Origin of the sequence: Streptomyces coeruleorubidus, from assembly GCF_028885415.1 — a bacterium.
Taxonomy (GTDB): Bacteria; Actinomycetota; Actinomycetes; order Streptomycetales; family Streptomycetaceae; genus Streptomyces; species Streptomyces coeruleorubidus_A.
Map to the genome: position 1 here is coordinate 3988009 of NZ_CP118527.1, position 18236 is coordinate 4006244.

General features: G+C 70.1%; 16 protein-coding genes and 1 pseudogene. 2 read left to right on the forward strand and 15 right to left on the reverse strand.

The genetic code is table 11. The annotated features are described in order from the left end of the window. Positions 1-14 precede the first annotated feature (14 nt). From ahcY to PV963_RS18455, 14 genes are all read right to left on the reverse strand, one after another. On the reverse strand, positions 15-1436 hold the full coding sequence (ahcY, locus tag PV963_RS18390) for an adenosylhomocysteinase (RefSeq protein ID WP_274816824.1): 1422 nt from the start codon (positions 1434-1436) through the stop codon (positions 15-17). Then, positions 1426-2295: a methylenetetrahydrofolate reductase [NAD(P)H] gene (gene metF, locus PV963_RS18395; RefSeq protein WP_274816825.1), complete on the reverse strand. Its 870-nt coding sequence runs from the start codon at positions 2293-2295 to the stop codon at positions 1426-1428. Before metF ends, ahcY begins: the two co-directional genes overlap by 11 nt. Then, positions 2292-5762, reverse strand: a complete 3471-nt coding sequence (metH, locus tag PV963_RS18400; RefSeq protein WP_274816826.1) for a methionine synthase — start codon at positions 5760-5762, stop codon at positions 2292-2294. Before metH ends, metF begins: the two co-directional genes overlap by 4 nt. Then, positions 5759-6742 (reverse strand): carbohydrate kinase family protein, encoded by a 984-nt coding sequence (locus PV963_RS18405; protein WP_274816827.1) that lies wholly within the window; start codon positions 6740-6742, stop codon positions 5759-5761. Before PV963_RS18405 ends, metH begins: the two co-directional genes overlap by 4 nt. A 1-nt stretch (position 6743) precedes the next feature. Beyond that, the gene (gene metK, locus PV963_RS18410) at positions 6744-7967 is read right to left on the reverse strand and encodes a methionine adenosyltransferase (RefSeq protein ID WP_274816828.1); all 1224 of its coding nucleotides are present in this window, start codon (positions 7965-7967) and stop codon (positions 6744-6746) included. Position 7968: 1 nt separating this feature from the next. Then, entirely contained in the window at positions 7969-8211 is a 243-nt protein-coding gene (locus PV963_RS18415; protein WP_274816829.1) for an acyl carrier protein, read from the reverse strand. Positions 8212-8257: 46 nt separating this feature from the next. After that, positions 8258-8695: a holo-ACP synthase gene (acpS, locus tag PV963_RS18420; protein ID WP_274816830.1), complete on the reverse strand. Its 438-nt coding sequence runs from the start codon at positions 8693-8695 to the stop codon at positions 8258-8260. Position 8696: 1 nt separating this feature from the next. Then, complete coding sequence (locus tag PV963_RS18425) at positions 8697-9584, reverse strand: hypothetical protein (RefSeq protein ID WP_274816831.1); 888 nt, start codon at positions 9582-9584, stop codon at positions 8697-8699. Between the two features lie 21 nt (positions 9585-9605). Next, the gene (locus tag PV963_RS18430; protein ID WP_274816832.1) at positions 9606-10496 is read right to left on the reverse strand and encodes a diiron oxygenase; all 891 of its coding nucleotides are present in this window, start codon (positions 10494-10496) and stop codon (positions 9606-9608) included. A 76-nt stretch (positions 10497-10572) separates the two neighbouring features. Beyond that, the gene (locus tag PV963_RS18435) at positions 10573-11646 is read right to left on the reverse strand and encodes a class I SAM-dependent methyltransferase (protein WP_274816833.1); all 1074 of its coding nucleotides are present in this window, start codon (positions 11644-11646) and stop codon (positions 10573-10575) included. Then, positions 11643-12473, reverse strand: a complete 831-nt coding sequence (locus PV963_RS18440; protein ID WP_274816834.1) for a class I SAM-dependent methyltransferase — start codon at positions 12471-12473, stop codon at positions 11643-11645. Before PV963_RS18440 ends, PV963_RS18435 begins: the two co-directional genes overlap by 4 nt. Positions 12474-12546: 73 nt before the next feature. Beyond that, on the reverse strand, positions 12547-13059 hold the full coding sequence (locus tag PV963_RS18445; protein WP_274816835.1) for a MaoC family dehydratase: 513 nt from the start codon (positions 13057-13059) through the stop codon (positions 12547-12549). 80 nt (positions 13060-13139) lie between these two features. After that, entirely contained in the window at positions 13140-14306 is a 1167-nt protein-coding gene (locus PV963_RS18450) for a trans-sulfuration enzyme family protein (RefSeq protein WP_274822052.1), read from the reverse strand. 148 nt (positions 14307-14454) lie between these two features. Next, positions 14455-15897 carry an MFS transporter gene (locus PV963_RS18455; RefSeq protein ID WP_274816836.1) on the reverse strand — a complete coding sequence of 481 codons (1443 nt, stop codon included), beginning with the start codon at positions 15895-15897 and terminating at the stop codon, positions 14455-14457. Positions 15898-16132: 235 nt separating this feature from the next. Between PV963_RS18455 and PV963_RS18460 the strand changes: the two genes are divergently transcribed. Further along, positions 16133-16558 (forward strand): hypothetical protein, encoded by a 426-nt coding sequence (locus tag PV963_RS18460; RefSeq protein WP_274822053.1) that lies wholly within the window; start codon positions 16133-16135, stop codon positions 16556-16558. A 15-nt stretch (positions 16559-16573) separates the two neighbouring features. Here PV963_RS18460 and PV963_RS18465 read toward each other — a convergent pair whose 3' ends face one another. Continuing rightward, positions 16574-16726, reverse strand: coding sequence for a hypothetical protein (locus PV963_RS18465; RefSeq protein ID WP_274816837.1), 153 nt, complete (start codon positions 16724-16726; stop codon positions 16574-16576). A 225-nt stretch (positions 16727-16951) separates the two neighbouring features. Between PV963_RS18465 and PV963_RS18470 the strand changes: the two are divergent. Continuing rightward, positions 16952-17907, forward strand: a pseudogene (locus PV963_RS18470) (IS481 family transposase). Positions 17908-18236: the final 329 nt, after the last annotated feature.

An 18236-nucleotide genomic window follows, 5' to 3' on the forward strand; every position in this document is an offset into this window, starting at 1 on the left:
TCTTCACCGCCTGCTCAGTAGCGGTAGTGGTCCGGCTTGTACGGACCCTCGACCTTCACACCGATGTACTCGGCCTGCTCGGGACGGAGCATGGTCAGCTTCACACCGAGCGCCTCCAGGTGGAGACGCGCGACCTTCTCGTCCAGGTGCTTGGGCAGCACATACACACCGGTCGGGTACTCGTCGGGCTTGGTGAACAGCTCGATCTGGGCCAGGGTCTGGTCCGCGAAGCTGTTGGACATCACGAACGACGGGTGACCGGTGGCGTTGCCCAGATTCAGCAGACGGCCCTCCGACAGCACGATGATCACCTTGCCGTCCGGGAAGGTCCACGTGTGCACCTGCGGCTTCACCTCGTCCTTGACGATCCCCGGGATCCTCGCCAGACCGGCCATGTCGATCTCGTTGTCGAAGTGACCGATGTTCCCGATGATCGCCTGGTGCTTCATCCTGGCCATGTCGCCGGCCATGATGATGTCCTTGTTACCGGTCGTGGTGATGAAGATGTCGGCCGTCTCGACGACCTCGTCCAGCGTCGTCACCTGGTAGCCGTCCATCGCCGCCTGCAACGCGCAGATCGGGTCGATCTCGGTGACGATCACCCGCGCACCCTGACCGCGCAGGGACTCCGCACAGCCCTTGCCCACGTCACCGTAACCGCACACCACCGCCGTCTTACCGCCGATGAGGACATCGGTGGCGCGGTTGATGCCGTCGATCAGCGAGTGACGGCAGCCGTACTTGTTGTCGAACTTCGACTTGGTCACGGCGTCGTTGACATTGATCGCCGGGAACAGGAGAGTGCCCTCGCGCTGCATCTCGTACAGGCGGTGGACACCGGTCGTGGTCTCCTCCGTCACGCCGCGGATCTGCGCGGCGATCCCGGTCCAGTCGAGTGAGCTCGCCTCCAGCAGGTCGCGTACGGCCGCGAGTTCCTCGTTGTCCGCCGGGGGCAGCTCACCGGTCTTCCGGTACTCGACGCCCTTGTGGACGAGGAGGGTGGCGTCACCGCCGTCGTCCAGGATCATGTTCGGGCCGCCCGTGGGGCTGTCCGGCCAGGTCAGCGCCTGCTCCGTGCACCACCAGTACTCCTGAAGCGTCTCGCCCTTCCAGGCGAACACCGGGACGCCGGCGGCGGCGATCGCCGCGGCCGCGTGGTCCTGGGTGGAGTAGATGTTGCAGGAGGCCCAGCGGACCTGGGCGCCCAGGGCGACCAGCGTCTCGATGAGCACGGCCGTCTGCACGGTCATGTGCAGGGAGCCGGTGACGCGAGCGCCGGCCAGCGGCTGCGCCTCGGCGTACTCCTTGCGGATCGCCATCAGGCCGGGCATCTCGTGCTCGGCGAGGGTGATCTCCTTGCGGCCGAACTCGGCCAGGGACAGGTCGGCGACCTTGAAGTCCGGCGGGTCGGCGCGGTGGTGGCGGTCAGCGGGCACTGAGGCTCCTTGAGGCTCGGACGGTGCGGTGGATGTCGAGGGCCGCGGTGGAACGGTTGAGGGTGATGTAGTGCAGGCCGGGGGCGCCTTCGGCGAGGAGCCGTTCGGCCATGGCGACGGCGTGGTCGACGCCGACGCGGTATGCGGCCCCGGGGTCGTCCCGGGCGGCTTCGAGCCGGTGGGCCAGGTCTTCGGGGAAGGCCGCGTTGCTGAGTTCCGCGAAACGGCGGATCTGCCGTACGTCGGTGGCGGGCATGATCTCCGGGATGATCGGGGTGTGGCAGCCGGCGGCCGCCACCCGGTCCCGGAGCCGGAGATAGTCCTCGACGTGGAAGAACATCTGCGTGATGGCGTAGTCCGCGCCGGCCTTGCACTTGGCCACGAAGTGGCGGAGGTCGGTCTCCGGATCCGGTGACCGGGGGTGCCCTTCCGGAAAGGCGGCCACGCCGATGGTGAAGTCGCCGAGCGAGCGGACCAGTTCGACCAGCTGGTAGGCGTGGGTGAAGCCGTCCGGGTGCGGGAGCCACTCGCCCCGGGGGTCGCCGGGCGGATCGCCGCGCAGGACGAGGACGTCGCGGATACCGGCGTCCGCGTAGGCGCCGATGATGTGCCGCAGCTCGGCGACCGAGTGGCCGATGGCGGTGAGGTGGGCGACCGGACGCAGGGTGGTCTCCGCGGCGATGCGCCGGGTGACGGCGACGGTGCGGTCGCGAGAGGAGCCTCCGGCGCCGTACGTCACGGACACGAAGTCGGGCCGCAGCGCCTCCACCCGGCGGATCGCTTCCCAGAGGGTGCGCTCTCCGTTCGCGGTCTTGGGAGGGAAGAACTCGAAGGAGAACGTGGTCCTGCCGGTCGTCATGGGCGGCCTCCCGCATTGAAGTAGCTCGCCTCGGGGTGGTGGACGACGATCGCGTCCGTGGACTGCTCCGGGTGGAGCTGGAACTCCTCGGAGAGCGCCACGCCGATCCGCTCCGGCCGCAGCAGGCCGGCGATCTTGCCGCGGTCTTCCAGGTCGGGGCAGGCCGGGTAGCCGAGCGAGTAACGGCAGCCCTGGTACCGGGTACGGAGCATGCCGTCCAGGCCGGCCGGGTCGTGAACGCCGATGCCGAGTTCCGCGCGGACACGGGCGTGCCAGTACTCGGCGAGCGCCTCGGCCAACTGCACGGACAGGCCGTGCAGTTCCAGGTAGTCGCGGTAGGCGTCGGACTCGAACAGTTCGGCCGTGGCCTGACCGATCCGCGAGCCGACGGTGACGATCTGGAGCCCCACGACATCGACCTGGCCGCTCTCCTCCGGGCGGAAGAAGTCGGCCAGGCAGAAGCGCCGGCCGCGGTCCTGACGGGGGAAGGTGAAACGGGTGCGCTCGGTGCCGTGCCCGTCCAGGACGATCAGGTCGTCGTCCTTCGACACACACGGGAAGTAGCCGTAGACCACGGCGGCTTCGAGAAGGTTCTCGGTCCGCAGCCGGTCCAGCCACATCCGCAGCCTGGGCCGCCCCACGGATTCGATCATGTCCCGCGTGAGGCCCCACTGGCCCTTGAACAGGGCGCCCTCGTCCAGCCAGGAGGCGTACTCCTTCAAGGGAATGCCCTTGACGACGCGGGTGCCGAAGAACGGCGGTGTCGGCACGGGATTGCCGGTGGCCACGTCCGAGCGCCGTGGGCTCTCCGCCGGCCGCTCCGTGTTCCGCACCGTGGCGGCGGCCTTGACCCGGCGCTGTCTGAGTTCCGGGAGAGCGGCTCCTGGGATGCCCCGTTTCACCGCCATAAGCGCGTCCATCAGACGCAGGCCCTCGAAGGCGTCGCGGGCGTAGCGGACCTCGCCCTGGTAGATCTCGTGCAGGTCCTGCTCGACGTAGGCGCGGGTCAGGGCGGCACCGCCGAGGATGACCGGGAAGCGGGCGGCCAGACCCCGGGAGTTCAGCTCCTCCAGGTTCTCCTTCATGATCACCGTGGACTTGACCAGGAGCCCGGACATGCCGATGACATCGGCCCTGTGCTCCTCGGCGGCGTCCAGGATCGCCGAGACCGGCTGCTTGATCCCCAGGTTGACGACGTTGTAGCCGTTGTTGGTCAAGATGATGTCGACCAGGTTCTTGCCGATGTCATGCACATCGCCGCGCACGGTGGCCAGCACGATCGTGCCCTTGCCGGCCTCGTCGCCCTCGACCTTCTCCATGTGCGGCTCGAGATGGGACACCGCCGTCTTCATCACCTCGGCCGACTGCAGCACGAACGGCAGCTGCATCTGGCCGGAACCGAACAGCTCACCGACGACCTTCATACCCTCCAGCAGCGTCTCGTTGACGATGTCCAGGGCCGGGCGCGACTGCAAGGCCTCATCGAGGTCGGCCTCCAGGCCGTTGCGCTCACCGTCGATGATGCGCCGCTTCAGGCGCTCGTCCAGCGGCAGCGCGGCCAGCTCCTCGGCCTTGCCCGCCTTCAGGGACTTGGCCGTGGCACCCTCGAACAACTGCATCAGCTTCTGCAACGGGTCATAGCCCTCGGCGCGCCGGTCGTAGATGAGGTCCAGAGCCGTTTGGACCTCCTCCTCGGAGAAGCGGGCGATCGGCAGGATCTTCGAGGCGTGCACGATCGCCGAGTCCAATCCCGCCTTGACACACTCGTCCAGGAAGACCGAGTTGAGCAGGATCCGGGCGGCCGGGTTGAGGCCGAAGGAGATGTTCGACAGGCCCAGCGTGGTCTGCACACGCGGGTGGCGCCGCTTCAGCTCACGGATGCCCTCGATGGTGGCGATCCCGTCGCCCCGGGACTCCTCCTGGCCCGTGCAGATGGTGAAGGTCAGGCAGTCGACGAGGATGTCCTCCTCGTGGATGCCCCAGTTCCCGGTCAGGTCCTCGATCAGCCGCTCGGCGATCTCGACCTTCTTCTCCGCGGTGCGGGCCTGGCCCTCCTCGTCGATGGTCAGCGCGATCAGCGCGGCACCGTGCTCCCTGGCCAGCTGCGTGACCTTGGCGAAACGGGACTCCGGACCGTCACCGTCCTCGTAGTTCACCGAGTTGATCACCGCGCGGCCGCCGAGCTTTTCCAGACCGGCCCGGATCACCTCGACCTCGGTGGAGTCCAGCACGATCGGCAGCGTGGAAGCCGTGGCGAAGCGGCCGGCCAGTTCCTCCATGTCGGCCACACCGTCCCGGCCGACGTAGTCCACGCACAGGTCCAGCATGTGCGCGCCCTCACGGATCTGCTCCCGGGCCATCTCCACACAGTCGTCCCAGCGGCCCTCCAGCATGGCCTCACGGAACTTCTTCGAACCGTTGGCGTTCGTCCGCTCACCGATCGCCAGGTAGGAGGTGTCCTGCCGGAAGGGCACCGACTGATACAGCGACGCCGCACCCGGCTCGGGCCTCGGATCACGGGGCGGCACCTCAAGGTCCCGCACCCGTTCCACGATCTGGCGCAGGTGCTCGGGCGTCGTCCCACAGCAGCCGCCGACCAGAGACAGGCCGTACTCGCGCACGAACGTCTCCTGCGCATCCGCCAGCTCGGGAGCGGTCAGCGGGTAGTGCGCCCCGTCCTTGGTCAGCACGGGCAGGCCGGCGTTGGGCATGCAGGAGAGCGGGATGCGCGAGTGCCGGGACAGGTGGCGCAGGTGCTCGCTCATCTCCGCCGGACCCGTCGCGCAGTTCAGGCCGATCATGTCGATGCCCAGCGGCTCCAGCGCGGTCAGCGCCGCGCCGATCTCCGAGCCCAGCAACATCGTGCCGGTCGTCTCGACCGTGACCGACACCAGCACCGGCACGTCCACGTCCGTCGCGGCCAACGCTCGTTTCGCGCCCAGCACCGCGGCCTTCGTCTGCAGCAGGTCCTGCGTCGTCTCCACCAGCAGCGCGTCCGCGCCGCCCGCGAGCAGGCCCTCGGCGTTCCGCTGGTAGGCGTCCCGGACCGCGTGGAAGGCGATGTGGCCCAGCGTGGGCAGCTTCGTGCCGGGCCCCATGGAGCCCAGCACCCAGCGCGGGCGCCCGTCGCGGGCGGTGAACTCGTCGGCCGCCTCCCGGGCGACCCGGGCGCCGGCCTGCGAGAGCTCGAAGGTCCGCTCGGCGATCCCGTACTCCCCCAGGGCGGCGAGGTTCGCGCCGAAGGTGTTGGTCTCCACGCAGTCGACGCCCACGGCGAAGTACGCGTCGTGGACCGACCGGACGATGTCCGGTCGCGTCACGTTCAAGATCTCGTTACAGCCCTCCAGGTTCCGGAAGTCGTCCAGCGTGGGGTCCTGTGCCTGGAGCATGGTGCCCATCGCCCCGTCCGCCACCACCACACGGGTGGCGAGCGCCGTCCTCAGACCGTCGCCGCGCGTCCCCGTCACGACAGCCCCCGCAGATGAGCCACGAGGTGCGCGGCGCACCCCACTCCGTAGGTGGCCCGCAGCCGCGCGAGCAGCGCGTCGCGGTACAGCCGGTACTCCTGCGTGCCGACGTAGTCCAGGACCGTGGCGGCCAGGACGCAGCCGAGTTGGGCGGCGCACTTCTCCGGCACGCCCCACGCCACGCCCGCGAGGAATCCCGCGCGGAAGGCGTCACCGACTCCGGTGGGGTCCACGACGCCCGACACCTCGACCGCGGGAACGGCCAGGGCCTGGCGCCCGTCCCTGCGGATTCGGACGCCCGCTGCTGCGTGCGTGGTGACCCAGCAGCCGACGCGGCGCAGGATCTCCGGAGCGGTCAGGCCGGTGCGGTCCTGCAGCAGCGCGGTCTCGTACTCGTTGGTGAACAGCCAGCGTGCGCCGTCGATCAGTTCGAGGACGTCGTCCTTGCTCAGGCGCGCCAGTTGCTGGGACGGGTCTGCTGCGAAGGGGATGCCCAGTGAGCGGCAGGCCCGAGTGTGCCGGAGCATGGCCTCGGGGTCGTCGGGCGAGACCATCACCAGTCCGAGCCGGCCGACCCGCTCCACGACCGTCCGCAGGTCGATCCGGCGGGCTTGCGCCATGGCGCCGGCGTAGAAGGTCGCGATCTGGTTCTGCATCCGGTCGGTCGTGCACACGAAGCGTGCCGTGTGATGCTCCTCGCTGACCAGCACGGAGTCGGTGTCGACCCCGTGCTGCTTCAGCCGGATCCGGTAGGGCTCGAAGTCGCCGCCGACCGCGCCGACGAGCACCGGCCGCATGCCGAGCAGCCCGAGGCCGAAGGAGATGTTCGCTGCCACGCCGCCGCTACGGATCTCCAGCCGGTCGGCGAGGAAGGACAGGGAGACACGGTCGAGGCGGTCGGCCAGAAGCTGGTCGGTGAAGCTCCCCGGGAACGACATCAGATGGTCGGTGGCGATGGAGCCCGTGACAGCGATGCGCATCTCAGCCCTCCACAGCCCTGAGCAGGGCCTCGACCCGGTCCGTGGACTCCCATGAGAAATCCGGGAGTTCACGCCCGAAGTGGCCGTACGCCGAGGTCCCGGCGTAGATCGGCCGCAACAGGTCCAGGTCACGGATGATCGCGGCAGGCCGCAGGTCGAACACTTCGGTGATGGCGGCCTGGATGCGGTCCACGGGCACGGATTCGGTGCCGAAGGTCTCGACGAACAGGCCGACGGGCTCGGCCTTGCCGATGGCGTAGGCGACCTGGACCTCGCAGCGGGTGGCGAGGCCCGCGGCGACGACGTTCTTGGCGACCCAGCGCATCGCGTACGCCGCCGAGCGGTCCACCTTGGAGGGGTCCTTGCCGGAGAAGGCGCCGCCGCCGTGGCGGGCCATGCCGCCGTACGTGTCGATGATGATCTTGCGGCCGGTCAGGCCGGCGTCGCCCATGGGCCCTCCGACCTCGAACCGCCCGGTGGGGTTGACCAGCAGCCGGTAACCGTCGCTCTCCAGACTCAGGCCTTGTTCGGCCAGCGCCTTGAGCGTGGGCTCGACGACGAGGTCCCGGATGTCCGGGGCCAGGAGGCCGTCGAGGCTGATGTCGGGGGCGTGCTGGGAGGAGACGACGACGGTGTCCAGACGTACCGGCCAGTCGCCGTCGTACTCGATGGTGACCTGCGTCTTGCCGTCCGGCCGCAGGTAGGGGCAGGTTCCGTTCTTGCGGACCTCGGTCAGCCGCTCGGCCAGCCGGTGCGCGAGGTGGATCGGCAGGGGCATGAACTGAGGGGTGTCGTCGCAGGCGTACCCGAACATCAGGCCCTGGTCGCCCGCGCCCTGCCGGGACAGCTCGGCCTCTTCGTCCCTCTGGGAGACACCTTCGATCCGCGCCTCGTACGCGGAGTCCACCCCCTGCGCGATGTCGGGGGACTGGGATCCGATCGAGACCGAAACACCGCAGGACGCCCCGTCGAAGCCTTTCGCGGAGGAGTCGTAGCCGATCTCCAGGATCGTGTCGCGCACGAGCTGGGCGATGGGGGCGTACGCGGTCGTGGTGACCTCGCCCGCGATGTGCACCTGCCCCGTGGTGATCAGGGTCTCCACGGCGACGCGCGCGGCCGGGTCCTGGGCGAGCAGCGCGTCCAGGACCGTGTCGCTGATCCGGTCGGCGATCTTGTCGGGATGGCCCTCGGTGACCGATTCGGAGGTGAAGAGCCTCCGGCCCATCTCACTTCACCTCCGCACGGAAGAAGTTGGCGTCGATGGCGTCGAGGGTGCGGATGGCGTCGACCTCCAGGGTCTCCATCTCGATGGGGCGGCCGCTGTGCTGCTCCAGCAGGAAGACGAACTCGACGAAGGACAGCGAGTCGATGAGGCGGTTCTCGATCAGGTCCAGGTCGCCCGGGATGTCCTCGCGGTCCGGGTGACGCTTGAGGATCCAGTCCTTGACCTGCTGCAGGGCCTCGCTCATGAGTGTGCTCCTCACGTTGCTGTGTACGGGTGGGTGGGCAGGCGTCTCACGGCCTCAGGCCGGAGGGATCGCCGAGGATGGGGGCGGCCACGGCCACCGCGTAGTCCACGTCGTGGCTGATGCTCACCGTGATGTCCGTGATGCCGGACTGCGCCGCCATGTCGGCGGCGCTGCGCCGCAGTTCGACGAGCGGCCAGCCGCCGTCCGAGCGGCGCACCACGATGTCCCGCCACGGCAGGAACCGGCCCCGGACCCGCAGTGTCTTGAACGCCGCCTCCTTGGCCGCGATCCGGCCGCAGAGACTGAGCAGATCAAGCCCGCTGGACGTGCGGCAGTCGGCGAGTTCTCCGGGGTCCAGCATCCGCTCGAAGAACCCCTCGCCGTGGTCCTCGAGGAGTCGGCGGACGCGCTTGACGGACACGATGTCCATGCCGAGGTTCGCCCAGCCCGGGCCGCCGCCTGCGGCGGTGGGGCGGGCCGGCACGTCACACCCCCGGTCCGACGGGGGAGAGACGGTCCCTGGCCGCGTGGACGGCCTCAGTGGCGGCGGCCCAGCTGCCGTGCCGCCGGGTGAGTGCGGACAGCCAGCGCTCGAGACCGAAGGCGACGCAGCTGGTGAAGGCCGGTCCGCCGGTGCCCGCGAGGGTGATGGAGCAGCGGTCGCCGAAGAAGTTGCGGTGGGTGTTGACGGAGGCGATCGCCAGGTCCTCGTAGAGGAACTCGTGTTTGACGGGCGACAGCCGCTGCAGCACCGCCTTGGAGCCGCCCTTGTCGTAGAAGGGGTCGCAGGCGGCTTCCTTGCGCAGCGGCAGGTCCAGCGCCCGGGCGAAGGCGATGATGCGGTCGCTGAAGTCGCACAGGTGGCTCTCGGCGTGCTCGCGGCTGCCCAGCGCCACGATCTCCCGCATGCGAAAGCCGAGTTGGCGCCTGAGCCCCTCGTAACGCTCCTCCTTGCGGAAGCACCAGCCGACGACCGTGACGAGGGTGTCCGCCGCCACCTCGCGGCCCTCGTGGTCGAGGTAGACCGCGTAACAGGACGCGGAGGGCAGACCGAGGTCGGCTGGTTGCAGAGTGCTGCAGGGAAAGCATCCGGTCTCGGTACAGAACTCACCGCGCCGGTCGACCTCGATGGCGGTGGCGACGACGGCCTGGTGCGGGAAGTTCTCGTAGTAGTCCAGGCGCCTCAGATCCGCGGCCGGCAGCAGCGGGGGCATGGTCATGGAGCGTGCTCCGGCGACCACTCCCCACCGTTCGAAGGTGTCGTCGAGGAGCCGCAGCAGGGTGGTGCCCTCCGGTCCGAGGGAGGGTAGGCCGCGGGCTGTTCCGGGGGAAGCCGGGGAAGATCGCGGGGCTGTGAACGTGGTGTGGGACACGGTGGTTGACCACCTCTCGGGTCAGATGACCGGCAGCGTGTCGTCGGAGAAGATCCCGGTCTTGAGGAAGAAGGCGAGCGGCTTGCGGATGGCCTTGCGCTCGTGCGCGCGCCGGCGTTCGTCGGCGACGAGGGCATTGCGCAGACCGAGCGGGTCGGCGATGCCGGCGTCGCGGTAGACGTGCGGGTTGTAGAGGGAGTTGACGCTGAAGACGACGTAGCGCTTGAGGTAGCTCTCCACCTCGCGCAGCCGCTCCTCGCCCACCGCATCGCGCATCCGGGTGAACAGCAGCGAGACCAGCTCGCGCCCGAAGGCGATGTGCCGGGACTCGTCCTGGTGGTGGATGCGGTTGACCTTGCGGATGGTGTCGCAGAGCGTCTCGTCCTGCGCCATCCGCATGTTGTAGTGGTCGACCAGCTCCTCGAAGAACAGGATGCGGGCGAAGACGAGGAAGTTCTCGACCTCGGGTTCCCAGGCCGAGTCGGCGCGCAGGGCGGTCGAGGCGTAGATCTTGTCGCCGTAGCGGCGGCAGAACTCGGCGAAGAACCACATGTGTTCGTTCTCCTCGCCGATGAAGTGGTGGAAGAAGTCGGACGGCACTTCGAAGCCGGGCATGTGGATGCGGCCCACGACCTCGATGAGCAGTTCGCGGATGCCGTGCACGTTGAGGCTGTAGAAGTTGATGGACTCCCACTTGGACAGCCGGTGCAGGGTCTGTTCGCCGAGCTCGTCGAAGTACGGGGTGCCGTAGGGGGTGAGCAGCTCGGGGCTCATCCACAGGCGGTTCTCGTCCAGCTTCTCGGGCCAGTCGAACTGCTGGTACGGGTTGTAGTAGTCCTCGACGGCCTTCTCGCTGAGCCGTTGGAGGACTTCGAGGAAGCGGTCGGTGACGGGCAGGGCCGTGGCGGCCATGGTCTCTCCTGTCGGGTACGCGGGCGGGTCGGGACCGGACGTCTTACGTGGTTCAGGGCCGGACGTGGCGCGCTGCTCAGGGCCGGACCTCGTACACGGCGTTGACCGGGGTCTCGGTCGCGCGCCGCCAGCGGCTGAAGCCGGCCTCCTCCGCGATGGCGCGGAACGCCTTCTCGCCGGAGTGGTTGCCGAGGGCGTGCGGGCCGCGCTGGGCGACGGCGACCGGCAGGCACATCACGGCGGACAGCGACATGAACATGCGGGCCGCCGGTGTGCGGGTGTCGATGTCGGCGGGCGAGACGTTGGACTCCACGAGCATCCAGGTGCCGTCCTGGTCCAGGGACTTGTGGACGTGCTGGGCGGCGGCGACCGGGTCGCCCATGTCGTGCAGGCAGTTGAAGAAGGTGACCAGGTCGTAGCCGCTTCCCGGGTAGTCGTCGGCGGACGCGGTCTCGAAGACGACGCGATCGGACAGGCCCGCGTCGTCGGCGAGCTGCCGGGCGATGGCGACGGCTTCCTCCGAGTAGTCGAAGCCGTACACCCTTGCCTGCGGGTAGGCCTTGGCGATGAGCAGGGTGGTGTGTCCCACGCCGCAGCCGATGTCGGCGACGCTGCCGCCGCTGGCCAGCTTCTCGGTGACGCCGTCCAGCGCGGGCAGCCAGTCGCTCAGCAGCCGGTGCCGGTAGGTGGGCTGGAAGAAGCTGCCCATGCCGGTGTCGAGCGCCGGGTCGTGCTCGGCCCAGCCGACGCCCTCGCCGGTGCGGTAGGCGTCGACCAGCAGGTCCTCGGTGGCGTACAGCGCCTTCAGCGCGGTGAAGAACCCCGCGGCGTACGTGGCGGACCCGGCCTCGGCGAGGACGGCGGCGTGCGCCTGCGGCAGGGTGTACTTGTCGGACGACGGGTGGCGCTCCACGTAGTCGGCGCTGAGCTGGGCGTGCAGCCACTCCTGCGCGTACCGCGCGGTGACGCCGGCGCGCTCCGCGAGCTCCGCGGGGGTGAGCGGGCCGTGCTCGGCGAGTGCGCGGTACAGGCCGAGCCGCTCGCCGAGGGAGATGGTCAGGCCGCGGACGGCGGCCGCGGCGTCGTCGATGACGCGCTGGTGGAAGTCGGTGGTCGGGTCGGCGCTCGGGGCACCGGTCGGGTCGGTCATGACGTGGCCTCGTCTCGGGTCGCGGTGAACAGGAAGGACCGCGGCACACGGGGCATCTCACGAGGCGCCACCGGGTAGGGCCAGCGGCCGAAGTCGGCGCCGTCCTCGCCGGGTTGTTTCACCTCGCGCACCGTCCAGCCGCAGGAGGTGAGCAGCTGCTCGGGCTCCTCGGTGCCGAACAGCCATGGGTTGCCGTCCTCTTCGAGCACCTTCATGAAGGGCCGCGACAGCGGGTTCTCCAGGGCCGCCTTGCTGATGACGTCGCCGAGGAGGACGGAGCCCGGCGCGCTGTGCTGCCACAGGGTCGTGATCAGGGTGCGCACGGCGTCTTCGGGCAGGAAGAAGAGCAGGCCCTCGACCACCCACAGCGTGGGCTGTTCCGAACGCCAGCCCGCTTCCTTCAGCGGGCCGGTCCAGTCCTGGGTGAGGTCGACGGCGACGGTGCGGCGTTCACGGCCGGCCGGCTCCGGCTCGTCGGCGAGCATGGCCGCCTTGGCCTCGAGCAGTGCGGGCCGGTCCAGTTCGTAGACGGTGACGCCCGTCGGCCAGTCGAGCCGGTAGTAGCGGGTGTCCATACCGGCCGCGAGGAACACGACCTGGCGGATCTCCCGCTCCCCCATCGCGCGGCCGATGGCGCGGTCCAGGTAGGTGGTGCGGATGGCGAGGAACGGCACGGTGCCTGCGCCCGCGTAACGCTCGAGCAGCGTGAAGCCGACGGTGCCGGCGACCGTGCGGGCGTAGGGATCGGCGAACAGCCGGTCCTCACGCTCGGTCTCCAGTGCCCGCGCGGCGGCGGTCCACTGGGCAGTGCGGGATACGGCCTCCACAGGAGGTCTCCCTTCGAGAAGCGCTTCGGAAGCGGAAGCGGAAGTGGAGCGGGGCGTGTGCGGACGGCCGTGTTCAGCGCTCCCGTACACAGGCGACCGGGTCCTCCGCCGCGGACATCGACGCGGGGGATTCGGCGGAGGAGTCGGCGGGGCGCCGCCGGAAGATGCTGTGCAGGATCATGCTGAACACGGCCGTCCCGTCGGGGGCCACCAGCTCGCAGCGCGGCTGCACGATGCCGGTGGCGGGATTGCCGAGCGAGGGGCGCGATCCCAGGATCCGGATCCGCGCGGTGAGGATGTCGCCCGGACGCACGGGCCGGTGGTAGCGGACCTCGTCGATGCCCGGGGATCCGACGCAGGCGCTGTAGGCGAGGAGCCCGTCGACGTAGCGCCGCATGAAGAGCGCCGAGGTGTGGAAGCCGCTGGCGATCAGCCCTCCGAAGGGCGACTGCTTCGCGAGCTCCGGGTCGGTGTGGAAGGGCTGCGGGTCGAAGCGCCTCGCGAACTCCAGCACCTCCTCCTCGGTGACGGTGACGGTGCCCAGCTCGTGGATGTCACCGGTGCGGAAGTCCTCGAAGTAGCGCATGACGCCCCCTGGAGCCGGAGAAAAGATTCTCTTGACGTACCCCAATCTACGAATCAGCCGTTTATTTTGTCAATCCAAATCTACGATCCGACCAAGGCTTGTTCGATGTCTCGCCAGAGGTCGTCCGGGTGCTCGATGCCCACCGACATCCGCACCGTTCCGGCACCGATGCCGGCCGCCGCCAAGGCCTCCTCGCCGAGCTCCCGGTGCGATGTGGACGCCGGGTGGGCGACCAGCGTCTCCACGCCGCCCAGCGAGAGCGCGAGTCGGGCGAGCCGCACCCGCTCGATGAACGCTCGGCCGGCCGCCCGCCCGCCGGCGAGCTCGAACGAGACCATGCCGCCGCCTCCCGACAGCACCTTGCGCGCCAGGTCGTACGACGGATGGCCGGGCAGCCAGGGCCAGTACACGGCGGTGACCTGCTCGTGCTCCGCGAGACGGCCGGCCAGCAGGTGTGCGCCCGCGCAGTGCTGCCGCATCCGCAGCGGCAGCGACGGCAGCCCGCGCAGGGTCAGCCAGGCCGCGAACGGGTCGGCGCAGGCGCCGAGTTCGACCGTGCGCGGCCACACCCGGTCGCGCAGCTCCACGTCGGCGAAGACGGCGGCCCCGCCCAGCACGTCGGAGTGACCCGCGAGATATTTGGTCGTCGAGTGCACGACCACGTCGGCGCCGTGCTCTATGGGGCGGCACAGCACGGGCGACGCGAGCGAGTTGTCCACCACGCTCACCACACCGTGCCGCCGGGCGGCCGCCAACAGGCCGGGCAGGTCGGGCACTTGCCCGGTCGGATTGGCGATGGTCTCGAGGTGCAGCACGCGAGTGGCAGGCCGCACGAGCCGCTCGAACCCGGCCGCGTCATCGCCTCGTACGTACTCCACCTCGACGCCGTACCGCGCCGCGAGGTCCGAGAGCACGGCGTACGTACCGCCGTACAGACAGCGCTGGGCGATCACATGGTCACCTGGCCGCAGCAGCGAGAGCAGCACCCCGCTGATCGCGCCCATTCCGGACGCGAAGGCGATGGCGGCGGCTCCGCCCTCCAGCGCGGCGAGTGTGCGTTCCAGGGACCGTACGGTCGGGTTGCCACGGCGCGAGTAGACGTACGGGCCGTCCGGTCCGGCCATGGCGTCGGCGAGCGCGTCGGCGGAGTCGAAGGCGAAGGCCGAGGACTGGACGATGGGAACGCTCAAGGGCCGACTGCCGCTCGGCGCGGGCTCGTTCAGGGCGTGCACGGCACGGGTCTGCATGTCCAAGACGGGTGCTCCTCTCCAGACAGAACTCAGGGCCGTCCGATGCCCCGGTTGCCCGGTGCCGGACGGCCCTTCGGAGGTTCTCTTGTCCTGGTGGACGGCGGCGTTGTGCGACTCCTCCACCTGCCCACTGGGCGGCCGCCGGCTAGACGCCGGCCCGCTCGCCCTGCGCCGCGGGGGCGGCGTCGGCCTGCGGTGCGGCAGCCGCCTTGTCGCTGCGCATCGCCAGCAGGGTGATCAGTCCGCCCAGTGCGGCGATGGCGGCGGCCCAGATGAACGCGGCACTGAAGCCGTCCGTCAGCGCGGGCAGGTTGCCCAGCTGGCCGGCGCCCTGCGACGTGGCCACCGCGGTCAGCGCCGCGAGACCCAGTGCGGAGCCCACCTGGTAGGTGGTGTTGACGATGCCGGACGCCAGACCCGCCTGCTCCTGCGGAGCCCCGGACATGGCGGCCATCATCGCCGGGATGTAGGCGAGCGACATGCCGAGCGCGGCGACCAGCGAGGCGGGCAGGACGTCCACCGCGAAGGTGCCGGTCGGCTCGACGGCGGACAGCCACAGCAGTCCGGCGGCGAGGACCAGCAGACCGCCGCCGATCAGCGGCTTGGCGCCGAACTTCGCCATCAGCTTCGCGGTGATCGCCGTCATGAAGATCATCAGCAGGCCGGTCATCGGCAGCAGCGCGGCACCGGAGGCGAACGCCCCGTAGCCGAGCACCTGCTGGAGGTACAGGTTGAGGAAGTACCACATCGGGATCCACGCGGCACCGAGCAGGGTCATCGCGAGGTTGGCCGAGCCGAGCCGCGGGACGCGCCAGATGCCGAGCGGCATCAGCGGCTCGCGCACCGTCTTCTGGATCACGAAGAAGAGCACGAGCAGCGCGGCGGCACCGGCCAGCTGGAGCACGGTCCCGGTGGAGGTCCAGCCGACCTCCGGCGCGCGGACGATGGCGAAGACCGCGAGCGCCAGGCCTGCGGTGACCGCGGCCGCTCCGAGCACGTCCACGGCACCGCGACGGCTGCCGACGGCGGGCAGGAGCTTGGTGGCCGCGAGGGTGGCGACGCCGATCGGGACGTAGATGATGAAGATCCACGGCCAGCTCAGCCACTCGGTGAACACTCCGCCGAGGAACACACCGGCCGTGCCGCCCGCGGGCGCGGCGGCGCCGTAGAGCGCCATGGCCTTGCCCAGCTCCTTCGGGTCGTGCGCGAAGAGCATCATCAGCAGCGTCATGGCCGACGGTGCGATCAGCGCGCCGCCCACACCCTGAACGGCACGGCCGGCGACCTCCACCCACGCCGTCTGCGCGGCGGCCGCGACGACCGAGCCGGCGATCAGCACGACCCAGCCGGTGTTGAAGACCTTGCGCGCACCGAGCAGGTCGGAGAGGCGGCCGCCGAGCAGCAGCAGTCCGCCGAAGGCGATGACGTAGGCGTTGAAGACCCACTGCAACTCGCCCTGCGAGAAGCCGAGGTCCTTCTGCATCTCGGGGAGCGCCACCCCGATGATTGACGTGTCCATGATGACCATGAACTGAGCGGCAGCGAGCACGACCAGTGCCCACCAGCGCCGGGGATTGACGGCAGACATGGGTTCGTCCCTTCTCTGACATACCCCTGGGGGGTACCTGGATTGCGACCGTAGCATACCCATGGGGGGTATGTAAGAGGGGCGAGGAGAGACTCGGATCCGACCAGCCGGACACCGCCAGGGCCGAGCGGCAGCGGCTCTCACCGCCTCGCGCCCGGCAGCCCCCAGGTACGACCGGGGGCTAACCCCAGTGCGGCCGACGGCCCGGCTTTCTACCGTGAGTGACATGACCGGAATGGACGCGCGGGACACCGACCTGAAGAAGGAACTCGACGCCACCCTGCACGCGCGCAGGGAGCTGGGCGAGGAGTACGAGTCCGCGCTGGTGGACTCGTTCCTGGAGAAGATCGACCAGCGGATCGACGGCGCGGTGGAGCGCCGGGTGCGCCGGCAGATCACCGAGCAGCAGATGCAGACGGCCCGGGGCTCCCGGTCGCCAGGAGCCACGGACTCCTGGGGCGAGCGCTTCGGCTTCGGGATCGTCTCCCTCGTCCTCGCGGTGCCGCTGTCCGCGATCGGCGGGGGCGTGGGCCATCTGCCCGGCCTGCTCACCGCCTGGGCGGGCATCGTCGGCGTCAACGTCGTACAGGCCGCCCGCACCAACCCGGGCCTGTTCGGAGGCCGCCGAAAGTCCTCCCGGAACGGCGACTGGGAGGACTGAGCGGGCGCACGCCGCTCAGACCAGCCGCGTCGGCAGCGCGACGATCTGCCGCAGGTCGCCCCGGCGCGGGCGGCTCATCGCGTAGGCCACCAGGTCGGTGAACTCTCCCCCGCCGACGACGGCTTCCGCCGCCTGAGGGCCGACCACCTGGTCAAGCCTCGCGACCACGGGTGAAGCAGCTGTGGCACCCGCTCGCGGGCCTGCCGCCCCTCCCGTTCGAGACCCTCACGATCCCGGCGGCCCCGGACCGGACGATCGTGGCGTACGCGCCCTAGTTGTGCTGTTCGGGGACGTTGGTGACAGGCGACACGCCCTGAGCGGTCCTTGAACGAGGCGAGGGCCTCTGGTTTCGGTGTGGATTGCGACATCTACCCGACTGCCAGGAGGCCCTCGTTGTTCCACCGTAACGCCCCGCTGACGTCGACCGGCAGGCTGCGTCTGGCCCGGTGTGTCGTCGACGACGGCTGGCCCCTGCGCCGGGCCGCGGAACGTTTCCAGGTCAGCCACACCACCGCCGCCCGTTGGGCAGACCGCTACCGCAGGCACGGGGCAGCAGGGATGCACGATCGCTCCAGCTGTCCGCATCACAGCCCGCGCAAGACGCCGGCCGCGGTCGAACGACAGGTCGTGCGGCTGCGGCGCGAGCACACCGCATCGGACCGGTGCGGCTGGCCGCCCGCACCGGCATCGCCGCCTCCACTGCCCACAGGATCCTGCACCGTCACGGCCTGCCCGCGCTGGCGGCCACCGACCGGGCCACGGGCGAACCCGTGCGCCGCTACGAACGAGCCCGGCCGGGCGAACTGGTCCACATCGACGTCAAGAAGCTCGGCCGCATCCCCGACGGCGGCGGCCACAAGGTCCTCGGCCGCGCAGCCGGCCGGGAACCAGCCGCCGGCACCGGATATGCCTACCTGCACACTGCCCTGGACGACCACTCCCGCCTGGCCTACACCGAAGACCTGCCCGACGAGACCGCCGCCACCTGCGCCACCTTCCTGCGACGGGCCACGGCCTGGTTCGCCGCCCGAGGCGTCCCCATCGAACGGGTGCTGACCGACAACGCCTGGTCCTACACCAAGAACACCTGGCGCCAGACCTGCCACGACCTGGGCATCAGCCCCCGCTGGACCCGACCCTGGCGACCCCAGACCAACGGCAAGGTCGAACGCTTCCACCGCACCCTGCTCGACGAGTGGGCCTACCACCAGCCCTACACCTCAGACGCCGAACGACAGGCCGCATTCCCCGACTGGCTGGACTGGTACAACTACCACCGCCCCCACACCGGCATCAGCGGCCACACCCCAGCCAGCCGCGTCACCAACCTCTCCGAACAGCACACCTAGTCCGGCTCGGAGACGGCGGAGCGTCTGGCGCTGCCGGGGAGTCGGCCCTCAGCCGTCCCCGAAGCCCCGGAACGCGCCTGAGGCGTCCGCGGCGTCGGCGAGGGCGGCGCACAGCGCGTCCCGGGCGGCGGCGTCGCCGAGCACCGGGAGGAAGATGAGCGCGGGGACCGCCGCACCCCCGTGACCGGGGGGCGGGACGACGGCGGTCCCCGCGTAAGACGCGGGCCTGGTCAGGCCGGGCTGGCGCGTCTGTGACGTCGATGGAGGTCCGGGAGCCGCTCCGGAGGTCCTTGACGCCAACGGCGTCGGCCGGGGGGGAGCCGCTCCCG

What these genes read in the sequence shown, in the direction of transcription:
- metF (WP_274816825.1), bottom strand. Translation starts at nt 2,295, where the DNA reads ATGACGACCGGCAGGACCACGTTCTCCTTCGAGTTCTTCCCTCCCAAG.
- PV963_RS18405 (WP_274816827.1), bottom strand. Translation starts at nt 6,742, where the DNA reads ATGCGCATCGCTGTCACGGGCTCCATCGCCACCGACCATCTGATGTCG.
- metK (WP_274816828.1), bottom strand. Translation starts at nt 7,967, where the DNA reads ATGGGCCGGAGGCTCTTCACCTCCGAATCGGTCACCGAGGGCCATCCC.
- PV963_RS18415 (WP_274816829.1), bottom strand. Translation starts at nt 8,211, where the DNA reads ATGAGCGAGGCCCTGCAGCAGGTCAAGGACTGGATCCTCAAGCGTCAC.
- PV963_RS18430 (WP_274816832.1), bottom strand. Translation starts at nt 10,496, where the DNA reads ATGGCCGCCACGGCCCTGCCCGTCACCGACCGCTTCCTCGAAGTCCTC.
- PV963_RS18435 (WP_274816833.1), bottom strand. Translation starts at nt 11,646, where the DNA reads ATGACCGACCCGACCGGTGCCCCGAGCGCCGACCCGACCACCGACTTC.
- PV963_RS18445 (WP_274816835.1), bottom strand. Translation starts at nt 13,059, where the DNA reads ATGCGCTACTTCGAGGACTTCCGCACCGGTGACATCCACGAGCTGGGC.
- PV963_RS18450 (WP_274822052.1), bottom strand. Translation starts at nt 14,306, where the DNA reads ATGCAGACCCGTGCCGTGCACGCCCTGAACGAGCCCGCGCCGAGCGGC.
- PV963_RS18455 (WP_274816836.1), bottom strand. Translation starts at nt 15,897, where the DNA reads ATGTCTGCCGTCAATCCCCGGCGCTGGTGGGCACTGGTCGTGCTCGCT.
- PV963_RS18460 (WP_274822053.1), top strand. Translation starts at nt 16,133, where the DNA reads ATGGACGCGCGGGACACCGACCTGAAGAAGGAACTCGACGCCACCCTG.